This window comes from Vibrio sp. 2092 (assembly GCF_033339635.1).
GTDB lineage: Bacteria > Pseudomonadota > Gammaproteobacteria > Enterobacterales > Vibrionaceae > Vibrio > Vibrio alginolyticus.
In genome coordinates, this window is record NZ_JAWOUY010000021.1 from 22,965 (window position 1) to 45,197 (window position 22,233).

Genomic DNA, 22,233 nt, shown 5'->3' on the forward strand with positions numbered 1-22,233 from the left:
GCGTAATGGGTTGCTTGTTATATCGTTGTTTTGCTTGATCGCTGAGTCGATTTTTTGGAATTCGATAAGAACGTTTATGATCGGTCAATGGTACGGATCTTAAATTGTTGGTAAAAAACGTTATTTTACAGCCAGTTGCAGCGTAATGGGTTGCTTGTTATATCGTTGTTTTGCTTGATCGCTGAGTCGATTTTTTGGAATTCGATAAGAACGTTTAAGATCGGTCAAGGGTACGGATCTTAAATTGTTGGTAAAAAACGTTATTTTACAGCCAGTTGCAGCATAATGGGTTGCTTGTTATATCGTTGTTTTGCTTGATCTCTGAGTTGATTTTTTGGAATTCGATAAGAATGTTTATGAGCGGTCAAGGGTGCGGATCTTAAATTGCTGGTACAAAACGTTATTTTACATATGGTTGCAGCATAATGGCTTGATTGTTATATCGTTGTTTTCTTTGATTCATAGTATTTAGTTATGAAATCATATGGTTGTTTTCGTTGACTCATTAAGCTTGTGAGTGAAATGATATCGTTGTTTTCTTTGATTCATGAGCGCTAATAGTGAAATCATATCGTTGTTTTCTTTGATTCATGAGCGCTAATAGTGAAATGCTATCGTTGCTTTCTTTGAACTGTTGTATTCGATAATCGGTTAAATAAAGAGCGATAATAGATGTATATAAAATGCAACTTAAAGCTTAGAATCGATCAATTATTATGAAAAGAATAGTCTTGATCAAAGTTTATTTTTTGAAATAATTGTTCCGAATTATCAAAAAGTAAAATAAAGGAATCAAAAAATGAATAACAGTCATCTAAGAATTGCAACTGCATCAATCTCTTGTTTTATGAATGACGGTACACTTGATCTCAAAGAGCTAAACTACCTTCTATCTATTGCCCTAGAGGATGGAGAGGTAAACGAAGAAGAAGCTCGCGTTCTATCTAATGTATTCAAACGAGTTAAACAGCATGAATGCGGCGATGAAGTGTGGGCTAAAATTCAGGAAGTTAAAGAGAAATACAGCATTAAGTAAAAAATTAAATGTTGACTAAGGATTTTTTATAAGTAATATTAAATCCGCTTGATTAATCCTCAAGCTGAGCGTCCACGAGGTTCGAAACTTGTGTTCAGATTGAGGATTTAATTGTGAAAAAAATAAAAGCTTTATTTGTTATTGACCGTAATGTAAACATGGCTACTCGCGATGTTGAACCAACTAGTCAATGGGTTATTGATGACAATGCTATTGCAACTATCAAATACGATGGTACTCCAGCCTTAATTAAGGATGGTGTTCTCTACAAGAGATGGAATAGGAAAATTCAAAAAAAATACCTACGCTTTTGGAAAGCAGATAAAAAAGGCTTTGTTCCATCATTAGATATGTTTGTAGATGTACCTAATGGAGCAATACAGCTTGAAGAAAAACCAGCACCTATTTCATTGCACTTTCCTTACTGGGTTCCAGTGGACTTCAATGATAAAGCAGATAAAAAGTTTGCTTCTGCTTTTGAATTGTTGGAAGTCAAAGAAGATGGTACTTACGAGCTAATTGGAGAAGGCATCCAAGGCAACGTATATGAGCTTGAAGGCAACAAGCTTGTACGTCACGGCTCAGAGGTTGTTAAAATTCAAGACTACACTTTCGATGGTCTAAAAAAGTTCTTCTCTACTCTAAATGCAGAAGGAATCGTATGGCACCATCCGAAAGATGGCAGAATGGTTAAGCTGCGTCGATCCCATTTTAACTTTGAATGGCGAGAAGATATTAGAGATGACAAAGAAGCGAGAGCTTCATTCGTCCCTTAATCATTAACCGAAATAACCCTGGCGTAAAGTCAGGGTTTTTTACTTTAGCCCCCAAGGGGGCAATGTCAATTATCCTTTTTGTGCTAGATATTCGGCTGCATCACGCCACTGTTCCTCTGTTACATGTGGAGCCATTTCTTTAGCTTCATTCATGACTTTCTTACTTAATTGCTGTCTTAATGAGCTGCTATTATTTACTCTTTCTTCTGTAAAGTCATAGCAGTGTTTGCGAGCAAGAGAGAATAAAATTACGGAAAGTGAAGACTTGTCAGTTAGTTTCTCATCGATAATTGCTTGAATCATGTTCATTCTCTATATTATTTTTTACCATTATACATAAGTTAGCTAATGAGTCAATGCTGAATGTATGTTATCTCTGTTGTATATTTAACTACCAATATTCGGAGGTGAAAGAACAATGTTCCTTACATATGGATTAAATGAGCAGGGCGAGTATGTATCTATAGATGAAGTTGATAAGGGAAAGTCTCATCTTCAATGCCCATTCTGTAAAGTGGCTTTAATAGCTAAAAAAGGTGATGTTAGAGACCATCACTTCTCTCATGCTGGTATTACTTGCCAAAAAAGTAAGTTGGCTACTGAGTCCACCAGCATTCCTATGTACGATAGTGAAGAGTTCCTTAACTCTAATGAGCTTAAGCTGATTGATAGAGTTACCAGATATAAAGATGTGTATTGGTGGAAAGGAAAGGATAAAGCGGCGAATGACCTTGCTTTAATGGGGATTTTAAAATCTGAAGTAAGTAGGTCTGAAGCTCTAACAACTACCTTATCCAAAATACGTGATTTGGATTCATCTCTTGTAGATGAAAACCTTAACATTAGCGATAAGCTATCTTGTGTCTTTGATGCGCTATCGAATATTGGTATTGATGTGCAGTCTGAGATTCAAAGCGAGCAGAATGAGAGGTTAAGTGTAAATCAGGACTATCTAAGGTTGAGTAGGTCTAGAAGCTGCTCTATTGCCAACATAGATGAGTATCAGCGATTTTCGATCTTAGCTAAGGATAAAAAACTGAAAGAAGAGGAAGAGGGAGTTGAGTCTCTTTTTCGTGAAAAAGTTAAGCATCTAAATAAATGCGATCTGTATGTGATGTCTTTTGTTGCAAATATTGAAGGTATGCCAGACAGATTTATAAAAATCGGAAAGACAAGCAGGGATTCAAAGATAAGATTATCTGAAGTAGTTAACCAGCTCTCACAAAAAGGTGTTGTCCACGAGTCGAAAGTACTGTTAGTTCTTAAGTCGTATGGAAGAATGGAGAAGGCTCTGCATAGAAAATATTCGACTTATGCTACTGCACTTAATGAGTATTTTGCTATGGATTGGGATAAGTTAGATTTATTGTTATGGGAGTTAGCGCAGTTAAAAACGGGAGCTATCTCGCTCCCTTAAATATGCATTCTTTACTCTTCAGAGATATACCGTTCAATGAATAGCTTCTCTTTATAGTTATCAGTATTAGAGCGGGTTACATAACTGGACTTATTCTCAGTCATTACATCTTTAAGGCGTTGAAGCTTTTGTCGTTCGGATAATTCTGAGAATGTCTTTAACCATAAGCTGTACTGGTAATCTTCAAGTTGCTTTTTATGAGCATCTTTCTGTTTACGTTGCTCAGCAGTAATTAGGTCGTATTCAGTATGTCTGGCAAATCCAATGTGCGAGTAATAATCACTAATTCCGTAAACTTCTTCAAGCTTCTTAGTAATCTTCGCATGATCGGAGGTGAAGTGGTTGTCAACAATGGTTTCTTTTAATGTAGGCGTAGTGAATACAGTAAGTGTGTTTTCATAATCACCATCATCGCAAAACATCATGATTGGAGGGCAGCCATCTTTAACACCGCTGATTAGAAGATCCAGAAATTTAATTTCATTGAGATTGTGAATCTCGTTAGACTCATTCATGGTAAGTGAACGCTTTAGCTCAAGCTCTTTCTCTGCAATGATAAGCTGCATCGTAGGATACGCTTCAATAAATCCATTAGATGCCTCTTTCGCTGCAAATCCGTGCTTACGGATCTCATCAACTGTTAACGAATTGTGGTCTTGATGAAAAAAATAGCTCTCAATATTTGTAGCCATAATCGGTCTCCTGAATTCGCGCCACTTAATATGGTGACGCGATGAAATTGCTTCGATTAGTGTATCTTACATTAAGCCGCTGATAAGAACGACTTTAAACAGAACTCGTCTTTTTTTACCAAAAAGTCGTTGATGTGCTTTTTGATACTCATGATTAGACTCTTATACAGAGGGTAATCCACTGCTTGACCAATAATTTCAGTACCCTGTTCTTTGTTTACACCATTTAGGTTAAACGACTGAGGGATACCCATAAGGTCTTTCAGTAATTGCTCGTCAGGGAATCGAATGGTTCCGTCTTTCTCCATGATCACTAAGCTATCAGCAGCTTGTCGAGCCTGTGATTTCAGAGGTGTTGGAGAGTGAAGTGAATCCTCTTTAATTGGTCGGATTCGACCAGTCTCAATCCCCTTCTTCATAGAACTTGTATGGGTAATGTCACGGAAATCTTGAATACGATCTTTGATGAAAGTTTCCCAAATAGGTGTTTGGTTACGCTCAGTTTGTTCAGGCCAGAAAAATTCTGTTGGTAAAGTCGTAGCAAAGTGGAAAAATCGAACTCGGCTTGTTAATCCATCATGATCACGAGCATCAATCTTTTGAGAAAATGTTTTGTAGCCCATTTTTCTTAATCGCAAATCCCACATGCGACCAATCTCGCTGTTCGCAAACGGAGCAACCTGCTCAAGAAGCACCATTGGGAATTGTAGCTTCTCGATGATGCGTAATCCATCGATTGCCATATCGAGTGTGCTACTTAAATCAGCTTCTGACTTCTCTTTCAAATTGTTTGATTTCACGTTACTGAAATCATCACATTGGAGGGAGATAGTGAAAAGCATTGAAGGCTTATCTTTTGTCGCCCACTTCAAGTATTCTGTTGAAACTTGAGTGATATCCTCGTTAAACACATGTGATAGCTGAACGTTAGAGATTGCAGAAACAACGCCTGTTTCTGTTAGGTCACGCTTGTCACGCTTTTCTGTTGGTCGGTATTCTAACAGTGACTCAACCTTGAAGCCTGCTTCCTGCGCTGCGGCAGCATCAATACCAGATGAGCAAGCTGCGAACATTGTAAAAGGGTTTGCTGCCTTCATTACTTTTGCAATGCGTTCAGCAACATGGTTAATCATAGGTTTGACATACATGACACCAAATCGAATAGTGACATGAATGTATTCACAATATTGTGGAATAGTAGAATCCAAAATCTTCTTAGAAGCTGTCTCGAATAGTACTTCAAACGGGTTGTTCTTACGGCGCTTGTATGTGCGCGAGTAGATAATTTTAGTGTTCTTGTATGGAAGTCCTTCAGCAAGCATGATTTTGTACCCCTGACCTTCACCAAGCGGCTCTTCGACGACAGGAGTCCCTTTTTCGAAGCCGAACAGTGGAAGTAGGTTGCTAGAGATCTGAATCTTACGTCCTTTAGCCGTATTAGTGATCTTCAATCGTTTACTTGCGAGGTCTGTAGGTGCAAAAACTTGAACCATGTTCTCTGTAGCTGTCATTTTATTGTCCTTGGCGGTTTGTTTGTTCTTATTATACATTGTTTATGGTTATGGTCAATATTTATATTTACTCTTAATGCGCATGAATGTATAGTAAAAAAACAAAATATAGCTTACATATGAAAGTTGTTGAATCGTAAAGCTTGTCTTTAAATAAAGATAAAATTTAATCGAGTTCAAAATAGAAATGTCACGGCGGATTTCTCAAAAAAAATGATGCCTACCTCTTTTAAAGTATGGTGCATTTTAAAATTTGATAATTAATGAATTAATTTACTTGCCGCATAATACACTAAGACGGGTAGGTACTGAGTGTTTATTAACCCAATGGGATTGATAGTTAGGCATGTAACAGGGATTTTTAAGCAATAGCGTACAGAGCGACATATCTTTGACAAAGATGGCGTCATTTATTTGTAACCAAAAATCCAAGAAGATCAGAACGATAGGTTAGATTCGGGGTAATAACTAACCAAGCAGTAATAAATTTCTAATCCAGGTCACATTTTAGGCTAACATTTGCTCATATCTGGAAAAAATCACGATATTTTGAAAAAAATACTTGATAGCTGCTCTATTTTGTATGTATATTTCCAGTGTTTTATTGAATCAAGCCAAAAGGATGATGATCATGAACATTGATAAATTGGTTGAAACCATTTCAGAAAAGGTTCAGATGCCAAAAACTTCAGTCAAAGCAGTTCTTGAAGCTCTGGGTGAAACTGGTCAAGAAGTTTTGCTAGAAAAGGATGAATTCACCATCCCTAATCTGGCTAAAATGAAAGTTACAACAGCAAAAGCTCGTAAAGGTCGAAATCCAAAGACTGGCGAAGATATTCATATTGAAGCTAAGATGAAAGTGTCTGCTACACCAGTTAAGGCAATTAAAGACAAAGTTGCTCTACTGCCTGTAGAAGAATAGAAACAAACGAGAACAAACCGATTTGTTAACTGGGGGCTTTATAGCCCCCTTTTTTTATTGATGTATTTAAACTTTGTATTTACAATTGAACCTCAATATAAATCAATAAAATTCAGGTTTAAAAAATGAAAGCTGTAGTATATTCAAAGGATGCATGTCCCTTCTGCGTAAAAGCAATCAATCTTCTTAATGAAAAAAATGCGGATATCGAAATCATTAAAATCGGTGTAGATATTTCAAAAGAGGATATGGTCGCACGGATTCAAGAACAGGCAGGTGTTGAAGTTCAAACTGTCCCACAAATCTTCCTTGATGAAGTTTATATCGGTGGATTCACAGATTTAGATGCTTACTTTGATAAAGAAGATGCTCTGTCAATCGATCTGTCAGATATGACGTTATAAGAAAGCATAAAGCCATCAATTGACAGCATATAAGAGTGGATTACCCCTAACTTTGAATACAAGATATTGCTCAAATTAATTTCAGTGATCCTTTTCCTATCCAGTTAATGTAGATGGCGGAAGCTAAGTTATACGCTATATCAAGAATCACTAGCTTTTTAACCTCATGTATCAATAGCCCGTGCGATTTATTGGGTATGTCATACCTTTTATCACTCTCCCTGAAAAATCCACTTCGGTGATGAAAATGCGGGAGGGTGATAAAAATCAAACCCTGCGTAAAAATTTAAATATTTATTTGCCAATATCAACTCTTGTTGCTAGATTACACCCCGTAACTTAAATTCGGGGGTCTCATGTTTTACGATACTAGATCAGAGGTTTATGCTCTTGCAGCTACTGCTGAAGAAGCTATGGCTGTAAAACAAGCTGAAATTTGCTGCATAGCGAACAAAAAGGACATGCGTCATTTTACGTTGGCTGACGCTAAAGCATTCTTGGGTCCAAATGGTCCTACTGAGAAAACAATTAAAGCTTATTGCACCAAGCTTGGAATCGATCCAACTCGATTTAGAGAGGAAGGTTCGAGATGGTTGATCAATATTAAGGATATCTACAAGATTAGAGAAGCCTTGCATAATGAGCCTAAAAATAAGCTGAAATACCCCATATTTAATCGTTCAAAAATTCAAGAGCTGTTGATAATCACCTTTGCTAATCAGAAGGGTGGAGCCTGCAAAACGACAAATTCAGTTCATCTAGGCGCAGGTCTTGCTCTCAGACATGAACAATACCGTGTTCTTATTGTTGATCTCGATAAGCAGCAAAACCTTTCAACGTACTACAGTCCAGCTTCTGTAGAGATAGAGGGATTGAATGGTGATAATGAGTTCACTATTGGTGATCTCGTTCTTGAAACCTACTTAAATGACATCCCTGATGGTATGTCGGAAGCCGAGTATGTCTACAACCAATTGAAAGACACGACAATACCAAACTTATTTGTGTTGCCTTGTCGAGGTAAAGACACCTCACTCGCTAAAGATATGGAAGATATTGCTAGCAAGAACCCAGATATCAACCCGTACAAAATGCTTAAAGATAAGTTGAAAATGCTGGATGATTACTTTGACGTGGTCATTGTAGACACGCCACCATCAATTGACTTGCATGTGTGTAATGCACTTTATGCTTCTGATTTGCTGTACATCCCTCTACAGCCAAATGACAACGACCTTTTTGCAACATTGAATTGGCTTACAACTCTTCCTGAAGTATTTGAAATCATGTCTCAGTATGGCTTTGAAGGCTATAAAGACCGCATTGGCATTCTGATGTCTAACTACAGAAAGACGAAATCTCAGGGCGATAATGAGTCAAAAATCATGTCTCTATTCCCGAACAACTTGATGCCTTGCAAAATCGAATTTTCAGAGGCAATCCTCAAGTGTTCTAACAATATGCAGACAGTGTTTGACCTTTCTCCATCAGAATACCGTGAGGTTCATAATGATTCGAAAGCTATTCGCTCTGCTGTTATCAATATGAATGCTTACATTAATCAAATTAAATTTGACATGGATAAGGTCTGGAGCAAACAGAAAGAGGTTGCGTAATCATGGCTAGAAAAAAACCAGGAATGGGACAAAACCGACCTGTTGGTACAGGCGCTAGTTCTCTAAATAATCTCCCAGGCGCAGAGAAGGCAAAGAGTGTAGCTCAAACTCAAAAGCACATTCATCACATTCTTTCTGCTGTGAAGTCTAATAATATCGATGCTAATGATGTGATCTTCCAGATTGCTAAAGCCACCAATAATGATGTCAATGCTTTGGATAAAGATGACATCTTGGCAAATCTGATTAAGCTATCTTCAGGTGATCTGGTGGCAGTATCTGAAAGATTGCAGTTAAGTAAGACTCTGATTCTAGATGATCCTCAGCCATATGTTTTCAGAAAGTATGTTATTGAGGCTGGCAAGGTGGCATCCGAGACAAGAGTGTCATCGTTAAACCCTCGTTCTCAAACATGGCTGTCCTCTATAGATGTCGAAGATATTGATAAAACAATGTCAAAACAGCAGAAAGAGGAAGCATATGGTTATGAAGGCGAAGATGGTGTTATTGAGCTGTTCGATGGTTCGAGAAGAAGGCTTAACGCTATTGAGAAGACTCTGCCTCTCGAAGTCTTTGTATCTGACAGACCGATAACCTTAGCGGACTTCGTAGTATACGATCAGCAAACTGAAGCAAAATTAGGTCGTTCTGCGAGAGATAATGGTGTTTTCTGGAAAAAGATAATCGAAGAAAACGAACTCACTGCAAAAGACGTAGCAGACATGTATGGTTTCTCTGAAAAGCATGTAAACAACTGTATCGAATTTGCAAATATTAATGAGGATTTAATCGGGTTATCTTACGCACCGTCTAGGCTTGGGGCAGGTAATCTTACCAAGCTTAAGTCACTTGAAAACAAGCTGGATGCTGAGCAAATAGCAAGCTTACAGGCAACGAAATCTGAGATTGTTGCTTCCAAAGAGTTTCTAGAGTACGAAGGTGATCTTGTCGCAAAGAACACATACGTCATTAAGCGTATCGTAGAAGCAGCAGAAGCTATTTTTAAGTGCGGCGAACTAGCTCCTAAAAAGCCAGAGTTTATGCCTTTAGCTAAAGGATCCAGAAAAAGTCAGGCTGTCCTTAAAAAAGAGGATATCCGCAGTGATAAGAAGTCTATAATTACTTATCAGATTAAAGATTATCCTGAAAAAATCCGTCAAAAACTGATCCGAGACATCGATAAAATCATCCTCAAGCATGTCGGTTAATGACTTTGTGTTTGGACTCTGAATCATTTCGGTATTGGTGTAAATAAAAGGAAAGTGACTATGGCATTAGTTAATGAGCAATCGATATCAGCTAAAGAGTTAATGGATGGTTTGCTTGGCGTTTTAAAGCCTACGAATCGAGAAGATGTAGTCCATGAGATATATCGCGACAGAGGTGTTCCAGAGCACATGGCATCTGAGTCTGTGGGTCTTTTTATTGGTCTGCTAGACCAAGTGGATGAAGATCAGTATATCGTGATTCGGGAGCGTATAAATGATGTATTTCAGGTCGGAGAGTATCAAGAGTTTGATAGCTATGTAGAAGAAGAAACCGAGTTTGGAGATTTATGTGAAACATTTGACATCATCTTCAAGAAGCAGTTTCCAACTATTCCTCATGAAACCGATATGATTTCATATGAGTTTCGTCTACAGTGGCGTAACGCCTTGCTTGAAGAGCTAGATGAAATGGTAGCTCGATGAATCATACAGACAAATAAAAAAGGACAGCAAAATCGCTGTCCTTTTTCTTATGTGTAGGTAAATAGCATTGTCTCGGGGAAAGAACATAAATGCTAAAAAGGTGTTTACGATAGGAAATCGATCACTTCTTTAGGAAGAATGACTTCTAGTTCAGCCAGCGCTTCCATTGTGTCATCACTCTTCGTATTGCCAGGCTTCATGTCTTTGATAAACACAGCACCATAGCCATCCTGTCTAGCTTCTGGGTTGCTTAGGAACTTATTAGCCAGCTCATAAAGCATTTCTTTATCCAGGGTATCTACACCAAATGTCTTTTGGTAAGAAGGTATGTAACGACCTTGTAGAGCGTCACCGTTTTCTTTCCAAACCATTAGATCCAAGCTAGATGTGTCAGGATCAGTTGCATTCTTAGGATTAGGAAGCGGCAAGTGAGTCCAGTTTTTCAGATCTTCTTCAGCTCGAATCAGATAACCCTTGTAGAAACGCATGATAGTCGCATCAGTTTCACCATCACCTTTAGTCGCTCTAACACGGTTTGTGTCGTAGAAAGGCTTGTAATGCTTCAATCCTTTTTCTTGAGCAAAAGCTTGAAGGTCGTTTGTCTTTTCAACAATGTTTAGATTCTTATCGAATATGCACCAAACGTTGCCCGTACCTTTTGCAGGATGCTCTGGTTCACCAGGGAATGGTAATTCAATATTGTTACCAACTTGACGAACAAAGTAACCACGATATTGATTTGCCATTGGTTTGGACGGATCTTCTCGATCTGGTTTACCTGTCTTACGGAGATGAGTTTCTAGTGCTGGGTTCAGACCTTTTTCCTTCATAAACACTTTAAGGTCTTTGTAATTACCCATCAACTTCATTGTAGAGTACTCATATACGTCATATGACTCTGGCGGAACGCTCTTCTTCTCAGGGAATGGAACAAGCTTATCTGCTGTTTCAGCTTTACGGATAAAGTACCCTTTATAACTAGGAAGAAGATGCTTTTTGTTCTCTTCATCATAGTGGTTTGTTTTGTAAATCTGTACGTGAGCATTTTTTCCAAGATCGTGTTTAGTACAAAAATCTCGGATATCTTTAGTTCGCTCTACGATTTCATGTGTGAATGCATCATACACATCCCACTCGTTATCACGGCGAGATGATGCGCTTGTGCGTACTTCTTCACTTGGGAATGGAACTTCGTCCTCTTTTCCTTTTACACGCATGATAAGGCCGCGATATGCGGATAGAGCCTGCTTGCCATCTTTAACCTGGTTTGTTCGGTAAATTCCAGAGTAGCTCTTAAGTTCTTCTTTCAAATATTCTTCTAAAAAGTCTTTTACTTTGTCTGACTCGCCAACTATTTCAAGTGTTTCAGCGGCATAAAAAACATATGTGTTGCCAGCTTGGTCTTTGGTTTGAGAATCTTTTTTCATGCGATGTCCTTAGTTTTCATCGTTTTAGTTTTTCATCATCACCTGAAAAACGTTATAAATTAACAGTCTTGATGTAAGTTATACATTGACAATGGTCTAATGTCAATAGATACGTCAAAAAAACCTTGTATTTGGACAAAATTCGTTGTAATAGGGCATAAAACATACATTTATCAATAGTTTTGATCATTTTGCGATCAGTAGGTCTGAGCTAGCTCAGACCAAAATCAATGGTTTCTTTTCTCTTAGTGTTGATAATGTGCTCGATATGAATAGAATAGCTGAAAATAAATAAATTAATGGAAGATTGACGATGAACAAACTAACTATAAAAGAAGAAATGTCACTGGACTCGATACCTGTGTTAATGATGGCGGACATACTCGCTCATGAAGAACGTGCAGGTAAATGGATTGACGAACTTAAAATCGACTTCGAATCCGATTCGGTTAAACAAAATGCATATACGTGGCTTAGAAATGAGAAAAAGATTAACGTTGAAGGCATGAGTGAACATGAAGCGTTCGAAACATTCCTTGTTGTACTTTGCTATCATGTAATGGCTCTGAAGCGAGGTGTGATAAAAGGTAGCAGCATAAAACTAAAGTGATTGGGAAATGACCCGCTGGAGCGGGTTTTTTATTTATTAAAAGAAACGCGCTTTACAACGGCTGTCTAAAATAGCAAGATATATTTAAAATAATAAAAAGTGGCTTAAGATGAGAAACTTTATTCTTCTAACTGCTATGGCGTTAGTATCTACGAGTGTCTTTGCCGATGTTGTAAAACAAAGCTCGTCAGGTATTTGTCATGACTCAAACAGTTCATACTACTCAAGGATTAAGAAATCAGTTGATTTTGAATCAATGACTCAGTGTCTTGAGAATGGGGGAACTCCATATAAAGGGTATTCTTATTCAGGCTCTGAAAAGAAAGAAGCACCTAGTAATGGTCTTATCCCTAAATATGAAAGAGATATGTACCCTCATTGGAAAGATGTCGATGGGGATTGCCAGAACTCAAGACACGAGGCTCTTATCGCTCAATCAGTAAGTGCAGTTGATTTCAAAACAGGAAAACAATGCAATGTGCTTAGCGGAGTTTGGAATGACCCGTATTCTGGTAAGCGATTCTATAATCCTGGTGATTTAGATGCAGATCACGTTGTTCCACTTAAATGGGTTCACGAGCACGGCGGTTATTTGCTATCAGATAAATTGAAAGAAGCAATTGCAAACGATCCTGCAAACATCATAGTGGTTGATAAAAGTCTAAATAGACAAAAAGGTGCAAAACCTCCTATGGAGTGGCTTCCTCCTAACGAGCCATATCAATGCCAATATGTGCTGAGATTCGAGAGGATTGTTAAGAAGTACGGCTTGAGGATGAGCCAAAATGAAGCGATTGAATTCAGTAAAGTAAAAAACAACGTATGTAGTAAGTAAGGTGATGTTGTGAGTAAAATAATTGGTGTAAAAATTACGGAATCCTCTGATAAGAAACTTATCGGTTCCTTTTGGTTGCTTGATAAAGCTCTAAACCAGGCTAGATGCTTGGCAGCAAACACAGATGAAATTGAAGTTGATTCAATAGTTTCTATTGATGAGCTTGGGAGTTTCGAATATGATGAAATTCCTTTAGAAATTGAACAGATTAATCAAAATGTAGGGTTTCATCTGAATGTAAACGTGATGCATAAGGAAACATTGGAAGATGCCATAAATCATCCAGAAAAGTATCCCCAGCTCACAATTCGCGTAAGTGGATATGCTGTAAGGTTTAACTCTTTAACTAGAGAGCAGCAACAAGATGTTATCACCCGAACTTTTACAGATAGGATTTAAGAGCTTATGATCCGAACAATAGATCAGGGTTTCACTTAGTTTGGTTTAAAACTAGGTGAAGAAAAATGTTTAAAAAAACGTATATTGTAGTAGATATCAATGGTCATGAGCAGATTGTAAATAATCTTTATGAACTCATTAAATCAATGGGTATCAGAAGGTTTAACTATATGTTCGGTGATCAGTTTGAAAAAATTAGCTGGAATCAAAAGTACAACTTACCTGATGCTGAAAGAGCAAAGTTTGCATTTGATGATAAAGATGGTTTTTACAGTTCCTGTAATTACAAGATTCTAAATCTGGCAGGAAACGTTATACCAAAAGCTCAAGTGTTGTCTGAGTATATTGAACTCAATCCTAAAGAAATTGATGACCTTATATATCGCTTTTACTTCCGTGTAAGCGGGTTTGCGGCAGAAAAAAGAAGGCGCAAATATGGTAGAGGTAATAGAAAAAAGTCTTTTGCCAGGGTGATGAAAAATCAAGATGACGAATGCTTTGAAGGTGTTCGCATCAAGAAGATTAAGCGTAAGGATAGAGAGCTTCTTCAGGAAATGAAGGACTGGTACACAGACTATGAAAGAAGGCATTCTGAGCGAAACTGGAAAAGGTATCGAAAAACACAATATAGATAATAGATAAGCCTCTTGATAGAGGCTTTTAATGGTAAATAATAATGAAAATAAAAACGTTGAATGAACTGATTCTTGAGAAAAGTTGTTATCCAATAAATACAGCCTACAAAAAATTTTGTATCGAAGAAGATTTTAGTGACAGAGCGATAAATGAAGTCAGAGAATCATATAGAGACCGTCACTGGATGTATCTAGTAGACGCATTGTTATCCAGTCTTTTTCTGTCTAATCTCAATGTTTTTAAGATGTACCTTGAAGAATTTCAAGGAAGAGAGGTGTCAGATAAGGTTAGAACTGAGGTCTATAGAGAAATTCTAGCTGTATCTCTAATGCAGCACAATAAAGAGATAAAACCAGAAGCAATTTCCATATTTAGTGAAACCACTGGAATTTCAGTTAAGGAATTTGTGTTAAAGCATGATCTTACTGTCTATGCAATTAACAATATTGAACGATCTCCACTGCAAGCCTTACTGGATTATTCAAACAATCCATTCTTTGAGGATGTGTGTTTAGCTTATAGACAAAGCGTGGACTTACACGATATTTTTTCTTTTTTAAACTCGCGCCAAGAGACCACCCATATGGCTACTTGGTTATTGAGTGATTTTGATTGTAGGAAATTTATCATTTCGCTTAGTGAAAAAGACTGTGATTTTTACGATAATTGTTCGTACCTCCTGCTCTATTTAACTCTATCAAACAAATATCAGTGGAAAACTGATCATGTTTTAGATGCAATAAATTATAAGAGTTATGAAACCTTATCACTAATTGATCATTACTTAGTTATTGATGATGAATTAGATTTTTTGAATAAGTTAGCCAATTCATTGATGAATGATCTTTATTTGTATTTGTCACCAAGCATGATTGACTATTCTAAAAGTGATGAAGACATATTGGAAGCGACTAGCAAGATTATTGAAGAATATTATGATCTTTCTGAAATGCATAAAACATTAAATTTAACGCTTACAATGCTAAACATTAGAAAGCGAAAAGGAAGGATTCAATCAATAATTGACTCTTGGCTAAAAGGAAATAACTTCCCGAAAGTGTTCTTAGATCGAATCACTGATTTCGAACAAATAGCAAAGTTTTTAAAAATAATTCATGTGGATTTCGATATCGTAAAATTTCAAGAGCTTGTTAATGAGAACCTAGTGACACCTTCAATCGAGGGTGAAGTAGAATCTCTTTTTTCTATCAATGAAAATCAAAGAATTAAGCCTTTAGAAGATGTTGGTTTTTAAGTTTTTAGGTCTGATTAATAGTCAGACCTTGTAAATTGAAATAAATAAAAGGAATAAAAATGTACACTTTAGTAGAGAATTCCCGTGATGTTAGCGAAACTCTGAAGATTTGGTTGGATTCGCTTATACGTATCAAATTGTCAGATAATCAAGAAGCAGAGTTAGATACACAAATAGAAAACCTAACAAAGTCGATTACCTGTAAGCATCATGTTCTGACAGAAAACAATGAGTTAGGATTTGATGCGAACATAATCAACCTTATGCTAAAAGAGTGCGAACAAGAAATTCAAGAGAAAAAAGAGAAAAACCTTGAATTATACCAAAAATACAAAGGAATTATGGATGAACTTCCTACGTATATTACTATGCATGAAAATGGTAGCTTAGCTTTTGATGGTCAAGCTCATTCAATACTTGCTCGTCATATAAATAATAAGGATGTCTATTGTAGATATGAGGGTTTTCTTCAAAATGAAGAACTATTCGATCTGATCTTAAGTAATTATGAGTTTGTTTCTTGCGATTACTACCCAATAACTGAAATGCGTGAATATATGGGATCCGATGAATTTGGTTCAAAAGAATCATGCATACAGAGCTTTAAGGATAACTCTTGGAAATATATTGATTCCTTCTCGTTTTCAACATGCGATCTGCCAGATACGAGAGGGTACGGTCATAGCGTAGAATTTTTATTACGTAGAATATCAGATTCAGTGGGTAAGCCAGGAGAGCAAGGCTATGAATCAGGATCGCATCAGTTCAATGATGTTAAAACATCAAAAGCTCTAATTCATAATATGCACACTGGTTATTTTTACTTCAAATATGACGGAGAAACTAATCCAAAAGAAAATCCAGAGAAGTGGATTACCAATATTGATGCTTTAGATGAAGTTAAAAAATATGATCGAAAAAAAATCTTCCTATTTAATGACTCACACTACGATTTAATGCTTAAGTTGTTATTATCTTCTGACTTAGATGTGACGATTATTGATGAAAAAGATGTGATGGCTTCCAAGCTGATTTCTCAACTTGATTGCTCAGTTCATGTCAATTTTCAGACATCGAACTTTTCTAATATTAACTTTAGCTTAGGAGAATTAATTTTCGGTGAGTTTGTTGAGCAGGTTCCTGACATTAGAAAGTTTATTAAAAATCCACAAATACATGACTATTCACTTAAAGGAATGAGATCGGGAGTAATTTCTAAAAAACTTGTGCGTTTATATGGAATAAGAGATTATAAAATTCCTGAAATGGTGTCGGTAGTTAAAAGTTACAAAGATTTTCGTGCAGAAGCCATTCATACGAAAGAAGTGAAGCTTTCTGATATTGATGAGAATTTCTCTGTTGTGAAGGATAAGGAAGAGAACTCTCAAGTAAGTCACTTTCTCTCCTTCAGTAAGAAAGATTAACATTAAAGGCTGCTATGAATAGCAGCCTTTTTTATTACTCTTCAACACTCATTCATCGCTCGTTAAATACAACCATATCCATTAAAATGTCATATCGTTTTTGTTTGAAAAGCAATCTAATGTCATTTAAAATTGATAAAACAATTAATAATAAAGAGTTTAGGATGACAAGCTTAGGAATTTTTCTTGCGTTATTTGTCGCAACGTGTGGCGCACACATGCAAAACTTAGTTGCAATAAAGAACATTGATGATCAATTAGGATGGGTTTCATATTGTAAAGTAGCACTCATGTGCTTGCCTATCAGTGTTGTAGTATCAGTCGGTTTTGCATATTACTACACGAACGGAGTAAAAGCCTTTCCCTATCTTCTTCTATCATTGGTGGCTTTGGGTAGTTCCATCATTTTTAGCTTCATAATTAATCAATTCATTTTGCATCAAAGGAGTTTTAATCAACTTGAGTTTATTGGTGTGATTTTTATTATATTTGGTGTAGGATTAACTCTTTACTCTAAGTCTTAATTAGGTATAGTATGAACAAGATTAGATTGGTTACTTCAAACTTAAACAAATTAAAAGAGTTTATAAGGTTATCTGGTGGTCTAGATGTTGACATTCAGCATGGTGAAGACCTTAAAGAAGTGAAGTCAGAGGACTCAATTGAAGTTGCGATTTACAAATCGCTTGAAGCTGGCGAAGGCGCGATAGTCGAAGATACAATCTTAAAAGTTAACGGCGAAGAAATTACGGATATCCGTTACAGACTATCAGAGCTTAGTCAGATCGCAGATTCAAGTGATTGTAAGCTTGAGTGGATTACAACGTTAGCTCTTCATAATGGTTATAGTGTTGCTTTGTATCAAGGGGTTACACACGGAACGTTTAAAGACATTAAGGATGTTCCCAATGATGCATTTGGATTTGATCCTTTCTTTGTTCCTAATGGAGTCAGTAAGACTCTTTATGAGCTTGAGAAGGATGGATGCAAAGATGATTTCTCTGCTCGAAAGACTGCCATCCAAAATCTAATCTTAGATAAAAAAATAAAAGAAGTTGAAATTAATAGTATTCCACCTTGGAAGGGTGAGTATCAATCGTGAGGTTTTATGCGCAAAGTATATTTAGTAGGTGGCGCTGTCAGAGATACATTATTAGGTATTGAGCCTAAAGATAGAGATTTCGCAGTAACTGGTGCTAGTGTTGAAGACATGCTCAATGATGGTTTTGTTAATGTGGGTAAAGCCTTTCCAGTTTTTCTCAAAGATGGCTGTGAGTATGCGCTTGCTCGTACCGAGAAGAAATCAGGTACTGGCTATCATGGCTTCATCCCTAGCACTTCTCCAGAAATCTCTATCGAGCAAGATCTCTTTAGACGTGACCTTACTATTAATGCCATTGCGCAAGATTTAGAAACTGGCGAATTAATTGATCCATATGGCGGGAAGAAAGATATCGAGGCTAGATTACTACGCCACGTATCCACGGCTTTTACCGAAGATCCTTTAAGGGTGCTAAGGGTTGCAAGGTTCCTAGCAAGATATGCGCATCTGGGCTTCACTGTAGCTCCTGAAACGCTATACATGATGAAGAAGGTAGTCTGCTCTGGTGAATTGACAACAATCTCTCCAGAGCGTATCTGGAGCGAGATTAAGGGGGCATTAGAAACCCAATCCCCACACAAGTTCTTCCTGGTTCTGAAGAAAGTTGGTGCTTTAAAAGAGATCTTGCCAGAAGTTGATCGGTTGTTCGGTGTAAGACAAAGACGCGAGTATCATCCAGAGGTTGATACAGGTATTCATGTTATGATGGCTCTTCAGCAATCTGTAAAGCTAACTACCTGTTCAGTTACTCGATTTGGTGTGCTAGTTCACGATTTAGGTAAGGGGCTAACACCGAAGGATATTCTTCCAAGACATCACATGCACGAGATTAGAGGTGTTCCTTTAGTTGATGATATTTGTGACAGATTGAGGGTGCCGAAGAAATACAGAACATTTGGTAAAATTGCTTCTGAATTTCACACTCACTCACATGAAGCTTTCTTAAGAAGTCCTTCAACATTTATCAAATTTTTCTATGCTATTGATGCAATCCGAAATCCTAAGAACTTGGAGATGTTGGCTATCTGCGGTGAAGCGGATTCTCGTGGTAGAACGGGATTCGAAGAAGAATCTTACCCGCAAAGAGATTACCTAATGCAGGTGTTAAAGCTGGCAAAAAAGGCGGATCTTTCGAAGATTGATAGGAAATCTAAACATGTGGAGCAGCAAGTTTTAGAGGCTAGAATTAGAGCGATTAAACCTTTTGTTTCCGAACATAAAATCACTCAAAAGAAGAATCAACCTACAGACAGAAAGCCAAAATAGAAAAAACGCTAGAACAATGTTCTAGCGTTTTATTTTAACGAGAAAGCGATGCTGAAGGTTCAGAGGTTCTGTTGTACACTTCTTCAAAGTGATCGACAGTCTTTAGTATTTCTTTGGCTTTATCGTCACTATAATGACCATCACCTTTTGAACCTAAGCCGATTACAAGCTCTCTGATTCCATTAAAGTCACGACACCACTGATTGATGGTTCCGCAGTTTTTATCAAGAAGGTCTAATGGTGCAAAGACATCTTTATGCTGACTAAAGATTTTAACAGCCAAATCTTTACATGTGTCTCTGTTTTTTGAATCAATTGCATCTTGCAAGTAGCGTTCAAATTGAGCGTCAGTTAACCCGTCAACGGTACATAGACCACCTCCATCAGCAGCATTAAGCATAATTGATGGTTTACCTCCTAGCTGCCCTCTAAAGTCAGGGCTTGTTTGGCTCCAAATTAGTTTGATAGCTTTCTGTCTGCTGAGTGATTCTTTAGTAACTTTCATATTTATCTCTCAATGAATTTTTAATTATTATATCACTGCATAGCTTGTTTGGAGTAGCTATTTGAAAATATTTCGCAAACTTTTTTCAGCTACAATCTGTACAGTCAAAACTATCATTATTATACCCAGAGAATAACCATGAGTCATTATAGTGTGTATAATAATAAAAACATTAAACTTATATTTTTATGTGGTAAAATTATTTAAGAATAATATAAAAAAAGAATGTCAAAAATGTTAGATCCTAAGTCGATTGAAAATTTAAAAGCCATTTCCTCTGTCAATCCTTCACTATTAGTAAATCATTATTCTGATGACCTAAGGTTATGTGTAACTCTCTATATTGATAAAAAGAATCAATATTCAGACTTTGAAACTATTGGTCAAGTATCTGTTGAACGATCTGATGAAAAGATTGACGGAAAATCAGTATATTTCGTAACTGATACTACAGGAGCTTATCCTGGATTTGGTTCACTGCTATATCAATCACTGATGATTGAGCTTTCTAAGATTGATGGTGGAGCTTTATTGATTAGCGATAGAGAAAATGTTACTCAAAGCGCGTTAGGTTTATACAAAAAAATGGAATCTTCCAAAGACTTTGATTTCATTGTTATAGATAAATCTTCATCGAATTATTCAGATGAATTTATGTATGAAGATAGTGATAAATCCGAAATTCTAAATAAAGCATATTTCTGGAAAGGTGCTGAATTAGATCTCAAGTACCACGATATATTAATAAGTAATCACAGAAAGAAAAACCTTACATTAGACCAAATGGAATCTATTGTTGAGGATGGAGATCTATTGGGTGAATGGGTAGAGATTAATCTGGATGAACTGATTGAATTAAGAGATAGAGGATTTGATGGTCTTAAAAGCTTCAAAATAACCGAACCTGAAATGGAGTACTAAGTTTTGTTAGATTGTAGTGAAAACCTCTCTATAAAGGGAGGTTTTCGTCAATTAGACAATTAAATCTTATCTAAAAATCTGATCATGCTTAACATGCCAAATCTGGGTTTAGTATGATCATTGCTCACAATAATCCAGGTTTCTGTGCTTGGATAAAAATCAATTATATGGTTTTCTTTTCTGATCCGATAATGGAATTCTGCTAAACATGTAGGGATGTAACCAGCTTCAGTAACTAATTTTAAGTTTTTGCGTTTCAGGTTTTGTTTGTATAGTGGGTCATATGGACGCACTTCCAATTCTTTATCGCTCATAATTGCAGAGTTTCCTATATCGTATTCTTATACAGTTATATTGGTTTTATTTATTTTATTACTGAGAAAAAAGATAACTGACTGAATCAATGGAATCTTCCAAATGACTCAATCAATTATCTTTAATTTAACACCAAGAAACTTAAATTGAAAGGGTTGATTCTTTCGATATTTTTGCGTTTCTTTCATTGAATTCTTCTAAGTGGATTTCAATGCAATCACCAGGGAAAGAGATGTATCTTGCTATCATATCTTCAATTCTTAGGTCTTCAGAAGGGATATCTAGCACTCCTTCATTTTGCATGTCTTCCTCTAATCTATCATCGTAAATACCTGAATTGAATTTACTGTTGTTAGATAGTGTTCTAGCTATGTATTCTGAAGAAATCATCAGCCCAGAGTAGTCACCTACGTAAGCGCCAAGCTTATGCTTAATCTGGAAATCGATATTCTGCAATTGATCTTCAGAGCAATGTTTAGGGTTTTCAACTCTAAATGAAATTTGATATGGGCTAGCATCGCTTTCTAAACAAATCCATTTAGAGTATTCTTCATCGCCTAACTTCATAACAGATTTAGCAATGATGTCTTGGATCTCTTCTGATCGTACATCATCCTTTATCTTTAGTTTGATATCTGACTGGATAACATCAGCTTGATTGACGATATCATCTGGACTTAAACCAAACTCTTCATAGTCAATTTTACCATCGCGAAGATTAAGGATGCTAAGCGGTTCACCGCTAATGTACATCGTATCTGAGACCTTATCCCCTTTGACTAATCTGACCTGATAGTCAGTTGGGTTTACAATACTTCCAGCCTTTCTGTCTTGCTTAACTTCAATAACTACTCCATCACTAAGCTCAATATTGGCAATATCATAGTTGTTCATGAGTGTTATTGGTGTAGGGAGTTCGTCTTTTACTGCTTCATATTTCCCAATCACCTCTTCAAAGGTTTTTCCACTGCAAATAAGTCCATACTCATTTTTGCTTTTGTAATAATGAACTTCATATAAAGGAACACCATTTTCTGAATAGCAATTGCAAAAAACATTTGGATTGTCTGGAGACATCAAAACATTGTAGTAATCGCTTTTATCTTTTGCTTTCAAATCAACAAGAGCGAAATACGTTGCTGTGTCAAAATCATCAGATTCACTGGTCTCTATCCAGTTTCCGAAAAAATCGTTTTTTACGCATAGAAAAGTCATATTGCTTAGGCGTTCGCCCGACTGGATTTGCTTAGCATCAAACAGGTTATTCAGTCTATTCAATACCGCAGAATCTTCTTTAGCCTTGATAAATGCTTCAGCAATAACACTCACCGTAGCCTTATTTACCCCATAAGTCACACCATTTACTGTGAAGGTCGATTCAGCTTCATTTATTTCAAATGGATTATTTATAAGGTTCTTGTTTTGTTCGATAATTTCAAAATTATTCATTTTTTAAGCTCATTTTGTTTTTTA

25 protein-coding genes are annotated in these 22,233 nt (G+C 36.6%); 18 read left to right on the forward strand and 7 right to left on the reverse strand.

Annotated features, from left to right (window positions below; genetic code table 11):
• The first annotated feature begins 799 nt into the window (after positions 1–799).
• Positions 800–1,036, forward strand: coding sequence for a hypothetical protein (locus R7P80_RS24775; protein WP_045594227.1), 237 nt, complete (start codon positions 800–802; stop codon positions 1,034–1,036).
• A gap of 113 nt (positions 1,037–1,149) precedes the next feature.
• Entirely contained in the window at positions 1,150–1,812 is a 663-nt protein-coding gene (locus R7P80_RS24780) for a DUF5565 family protein (protein WP_318096813.1), read from the forward strand.
• A gap of 69 nt (positions 1,813–1,881) precedes the next feature.
• On the opposite strand, the gene R7P80_RS24785 is transcribed toward R7P80_RS24780, so the two are convergent.
• Entirely contained in the window at positions 1,882–2,115 is a 234-nt protein-coding gene (locus R7P80_RS24785; RefSeq protein ID WP_318096814.1) for a hypothetical protein, read from the reverse strand.
• A gap of 115 nt (positions 2,116–2,230) precedes the next feature.
• Here R7P80_RS24785 and R7P80_RS24790 point away from each other — a divergent pair, with 115 nt between their 5' ends.
• Positions 2,231–3,229 (forward strand): GIY-YIG nuclease family protein, encoded by a 999-nt coding sequence (locus R7P80_RS24790; protein ID WP_223370989.1) that lies wholly within the window; start codon positions 2,231–2,233, stop codon positions 3,227–3,229.
• An 11-nt stretch (positions 3,230–3,240) separates the two neighbouring features.
• Here the strand turns inward: R7P80_RS24790 and R7P80_RS24795 are convergent, their stop codons facing one another.
• Both R7P80_RS24795 and R7P80_RS24800 read right to left on the reverse strand, forming a co-directional pair.
• Positions 3,241–3,921 carry a hypothetical protein gene (locus tag R7P80_RS24795; protein WP_318096815.1) on the reverse strand — a complete coding sequence of 227 codons (681 nt, stop codon included), beginning with the start codon at positions 3,919–3,921 and terminating at the stop codon, positions 3,241–3,243.
• 71 nt (positions 3,922–3,992) lie between these two features.
• The gene (locus tag R7P80_RS24800; protein WP_020332264.1) at positions 3,993–5,432 is read right to left on the reverse strand and encodes a DNA cytosine methyltransferase; all 1,440 of its coding nucleotides are present in this window, start codon (positions 5,430–5,432) and stop codon (positions 3,993–3,995) included.
• 631 nt (positions 5,433–6,063) lie between these two features.
• Here R7P80_RS24800 and R7P80_RS24805 point away from each other — a divergent pair.
• The 5 genes from R7P80_RS24805 to R7P80_RS24825 all read left to right on the forward strand — a co-directional run bounded on the left by R7P80_RS24805 (position 6,064) and on the right by R7P80_RS24825 (position 10,065).
• Positions 6,064–6,354, forward strand: a complete 291-nt coding sequence (locus R7P80_RS24805; protein ID WP_020332263.1) for an HU family DNA-binding protein — start codon at positions 6,064–6,066, stop codon at positions 6,352–6,354.
• Positions 6,355–6,479: 125 nt separating this feature from the next.
• On the forward strand, positions 6,480–6,758 hold the full coding sequence (locus R7P80_RS24810) for a glutaredoxin domain-containing protein (RefSeq protein ID WP_020332262.1): 279 nt from the start codon (positions 6,480–6,482) through the stop codon (positions 6,756–6,758).
• A gap of 356 nt (positions 6,759–7,114) precedes the next feature.
• Complete coding sequence (locus R7P80_RS24815; protein WP_318096816.1) at positions 7,115–8,374, forward strand: ParA family protein; 1,260 nt, start codon at positions 7,115–7,117, stop codon at positions 8,372–8,374.
• A gap of 2 nt (positions 8,375–8,376) precedes the next feature.
• Entirely contained in the window at positions 8,377–9,582 is a 1,206-nt protein-coding gene (locus R7P80_RS24820) for a hypothetical protein (RefSeq protein WP_045594238.1), read from the forward strand.
• Positions 9,583–9,642: 60 nt separating this feature from the next.
• Positions 9,643–10,065, forward strand: coding sequence for a hypothetical protein (locus R7P80_RS24825; protein WP_116921428.1), 423 nt, complete (start codon positions 9,643–9,645; stop codon positions 10,063–10,065).
• A 104-nt stretch (positions 10,066–10,169) separates the two neighbouring features.
• On the opposite strand, the gene R7P80_RS24830 is transcribed toward R7P80_RS24825, so the two are convergent.
• Positions 10,170–11,492 carry a hypothetical protein gene (locus R7P80_RS24830; protein ID WP_053317307.1) on the reverse strand — a complete coding sequence of 441 codons (1,323 nt, stop codon included), beginning with the start codon at positions 11,490–11,492 and terminating at the stop codon, positions 10,170–10,172.
• Between the two features lie 313 nt (positions 11,493–11,805).
• Here R7P80_RS24830 and R7P80_RS24835 point away from each other — a divergent pair, with 313 nt between their 5' ends.
• The 9 genes from R7P80_RS24835 to R7P80_RS24875 all read left to right on the forward strand — a co-directional run bounded on the left by R7P80_RS24835 (position 11,806) and on the right by R7P80_RS24875 (position 19,019).
• The gene (locus R7P80_RS24835; RefSeq protein ID WP_053317308.1) at positions 11,806–12,102 is read left to right on the forward strand and encodes a hypothetical protein; all 297 of its coding nucleotides are present in this window, start codon (positions 11,806–11,808) and stop codon (positions 12,100–12,102) included.
• A 109-nt stretch (positions 12,103–12,211) separates the two neighbouring features.
• Positions 12,212–12,937: a DUF1524 domain-containing protein gene (locus R7P80_RS24840; RefSeq protein ID WP_053317309.1), complete on the forward strand. Its 726-nt coding sequence runs from the start codon at positions 12,212–12,214 to the stop codon at positions 12,935–12,937.
• A 9-nt stretch (positions 12,938–12,946) separates the two neighbouring features.
• Positions 12,947–13,336, forward strand: coding sequence for an autonomous glycyl radical cofactor GrcA (gene grcA / locus R7P80_RS24845; RefSeq protein ID WP_020332256.1), 390 nt, complete (start codon positions 12,947–12,949; stop codon positions 13,334–13,336).
• Between the two features lie 65 nt (positions 13,337–13,401).
• Positions 13,402–13,971 carry a hypothetical protein gene (locus R7P80_RS24850; protein WP_045594244.1) on the forward strand — a complete coding sequence of 190 codons (570 nt, stop codon included), beginning with the start codon at positions 13,402–13,404 and terminating at the stop codon, positions 13,969–13,971.
• Between the two features lie 41 nt (positions 13,972–14,012).
• Positions 14,013–15,227 (forward strand): hypothetical protein, encoded by a 1,215-nt coding sequence (locus R7P80_RS24855; RefSeq protein ID WP_318096817.1) that lies wholly within the window; start codon positions 14,013–14,015, stop codon positions 15,225–15,227.
• 59 nt (positions 15,228–15,286) lie between these two features.
• On the forward strand, positions 15,287–16,651 hold the full coding sequence (locus R7P80_RS24860) for a hypothetical protein (RefSeq protein WP_318096818.1): 1,365 nt from the start codon (positions 15,287–15,289) through the stop codon (positions 16,649–16,651).
• Positions 16,652–16,770: 119 nt separating this feature from the next.
• A complete protein-coding gene (locus R7P80_RS24865; protein ID WP_318096819.1) occupies positions 16,771–17,175 on the forward strand; it encodes a hypothetical protein in 405 nt (134 codons plus the stop codon).
• Between the two features lie 11 nt (positions 17,176–17,186).
• Complete coding sequence (locus R7P80_RS24870; protein WP_053317312.1) at positions 17,187–17,753, forward strand: non-canonical purine NTP pyrophosphatase; 567 nt, start codon at positions 17,187–17,189, stop codon at positions 17,751–17,753.
• Positions 17,754–17,759: 6 nt separating this feature from the next.
• Positions 17,760–19,019, forward strand: coding sequence for a multifunctional CCA addition/repair protein (locus R7P80_RS24875; RefSeq protein WP_318096820.1), 1,260 nt, complete (start codon positions 17,760–17,762; stop codon positions 19,017–19,019).
• 34 nt (positions 19,020–19,053) lie between these two features.
• On the opposite strand, the gene R7P80_RS24880 is transcribed toward R7P80_RS24875, so the two are convergent.
• On the reverse strand, positions 19,054–19,524 hold the full coding sequence (locus R7P80_RS24880; protein WP_045594252.1) for a hypothetical protein: 471 nt from the start codon (positions 19,522–19,524) through the stop codon (positions 19,054–19,056).
• Positions 19,525–19,758: 234 nt separating this feature from the next.
• Between R7P80_RS24880 and R7P80_RS24885 the strand changes: the two genes are divergently transcribed.
• The gene (locus tag R7P80_RS24885; protein ID WP_318096821.1) at positions 19,759–20,445 is read left to right on the forward strand and encodes a hypothetical protein; all 687 of its coding nucleotides are present in this window, start codon (positions 19,759–19,761) and stop codon (positions 20,443–20,445) included.
• A 59-nt stretch (positions 20,446–20,504) separates the two neighbouring features.
• Here the strand turns inward: R7P80_RS24885 and R7P80_RS24890 are convergent, their stop codons facing one another.
• Both R7P80_RS24890 and R7P80_RS24895 read right to left on the reverse strand, forming a co-directional pair.
• The gene (locus R7P80_RS24890) at positions 20,505–20,759 is read right to left on the reverse strand and encodes a hypothetical protein (protein WP_020332248.1); all 255 of its coding nucleotides are present in this window, start codon (positions 20,757–20,759) and stop codon (positions 20,505–20,507) included.
• Between the two features lie 142 nt (positions 20,760–20,901).
• A complete protein-coding gene (locus R7P80_RS24895; protein ID WP_318096822.1) occupies positions 20,902–22,209 on the reverse strand; it encodes a hypothetical protein in 1,308 nt (435 codons plus the stop codon).
• Positions 22,210–22,233 lie beyond the last annotated feature (24 nt).

What these genes read in the sequence shown, in the direction of transcription:
- R7P80_RS24775 (WP_045594227.1), top strand. Translation starts at nt 800, where the DNA reads ATGAATAACAGTCATCTAAGAATTGCAACTGCATCAATCTCTTGTTTT.
- R7P80_RS24785 (WP_318096814.1), bottom strand. Translation starts at nt 2,115, where the DNA reads ATGATTCAAGCAATTATCGATGAGAAACTAACTGACAAGTCTTCACTT.
- R7P80_RS24790 (WP_223370989.1), top strand. Translation starts at nt 2,231, where the DNA reads ATGTTCCTTACATATGGATTAAATGAGCAGGGCGAGTATGTATCTATA.
- R7P80_RS24795 (WP_318096815.1), bottom strand. Translation starts at nt 3,921, where the DNA reads ATGGCTACAAATATTGAGAGCTATTTTTTTCATCAAGACCACAATTCG.
- R7P80_RS24800 (WP_020332264.1), bottom strand. Translation starts at nt 5,432, where the DNA reads ATGACAGCTACAGAGAACATGGTTCAAGTTTTTGCACCTACAGACCTC.
- R7P80_RS24805 (WP_020332263.1), top strand. Translation starts at nt 6,064, where the DNA reads ATGAACATTGATAAATTGGTTGAAACCATTTCAGAAAAGGTTCAGATG.
- R7P80_RS24810 (WP_020332262.1), top strand. Translation starts at nt 6,480, where the DNA reads ATGAAAGCTGTAGTATATTCAAAGGATGCATGTCCCTTCTGCGTAAAA.
- R7P80_RS24815 (WP_318096816.1), top strand. Translation starts at nt 7,115, where the DNA reads ATGTTTTACGATACTAGATCAGAGGTTTATGCTCTTGCAGCTACTGCT.
- R7P80_RS24820 (WP_045594238.1), top strand. Translation starts at nt 8,377, where the DNA reads ATGGCTAGAAAAAAACCAGGAATGGGACAAAACCGACCTGTTGGTACA.
- R7P80_RS24825 (WP_116921428.1), top strand. Translation starts at nt 9,643, where the DNA reads ATGGCATTAGTTAATGAGCAATCGATATCAGCTAAAGAGTTAATGGAT.
- R7P80_RS24830 (WP_053317307.1), bottom strand. Translation starts at nt 11,492, where the DNA reads ATGAAAAAAGATTCTCAAACCAAAGACCAAGCTGGCAACACATATGTT.
- R7P80_RS24835 (WP_053317308.1), top strand. Translation starts at nt 11,806, where the DNA reads ATGAACAAACTAACTATAAAAGAAGAAATGTCACTGGACTCGATACCT.
- R7P80_RS24840 (WP_053317309.1), top strand. Translation starts at nt 12,212, where the DNA reads ATGAGAAACTTTATTCTTCTAACTGCTATGGCGTTAGTATCTACGAGT.
- R7P80_RS24850 (WP_045594244.1), top strand. Translation starts at nt 13,402, where the DNA reads ATGTTTAAAAAAACGTATATTGTAGTAGATATCAATGGTCATGAGCAG.
- R7P80_RS24855 (WP_318096817.1), top strand. Translation starts at nt 14,013, where the DNA reads ATGAAAATAAAAACGTTGAATGAACTGATTCTTGAGAAAAGTTGTTAT.
- R7P80_RS24860 (WP_318096818.1), top strand. Translation starts at nt 15,287, where the DNA reads ATGTACACTTTAGTAGAGAATTCCCGTGATGTTAGCGAAACTCTGAAG.
- R7P80_RS24865 (WP_318096819.1), top strand. Translation starts at nt 16,771, where the DNA reads ATGTCATTTAAAATTGATAAAACAATTAATAATAAAGAGTTTAGGATG.
- R7P80_RS24870 (WP_053317312.1), top strand. Translation starts at nt 17,187, where the DNA reads ATGAACAAGATTAGATTGGTTACTTCAAACTTAAACAAATTAAAAGAG.
- R7P80_RS24875 (WP_318096820.1), top strand. Translation starts at nt 17,760, where the DNA reads ATGCGCAAAGTATATTTAGTAGGTGGCGCTGTCAGAGATACATTATTA.
- R7P80_RS24880 (WP_045594252.1), bottom strand. Translation starts at nt 19,524, where the DNA reads ATGAAAGTTACTAAAGAATCACTCAGCAGACAGAAAGCTATCAAACTA.
- R7P80_RS24885 (WP_318096821.1), top strand. Translation starts at nt 19,759, where the DNA reads ATGTTAGATCCTAAGTCGATTGAAAATTTAAAAGCCATTTCCTCTGTC.
- R7P80_RS24890 (WP_020332248.1), bottom strand. Translation starts at nt 20,759, where the DNA reads ATGAGCGATAAAGAATTGGAAGTGCGTCCATATGACCCACTATACAAA.
- R7P80_RS24895 (WP_318096822.1), bottom strand. Translation starts at nt 22,209, where the DNA reads ATGAATAATTTTGAAATTATCGAACAAAACAAGAACCTTATAAATAAT.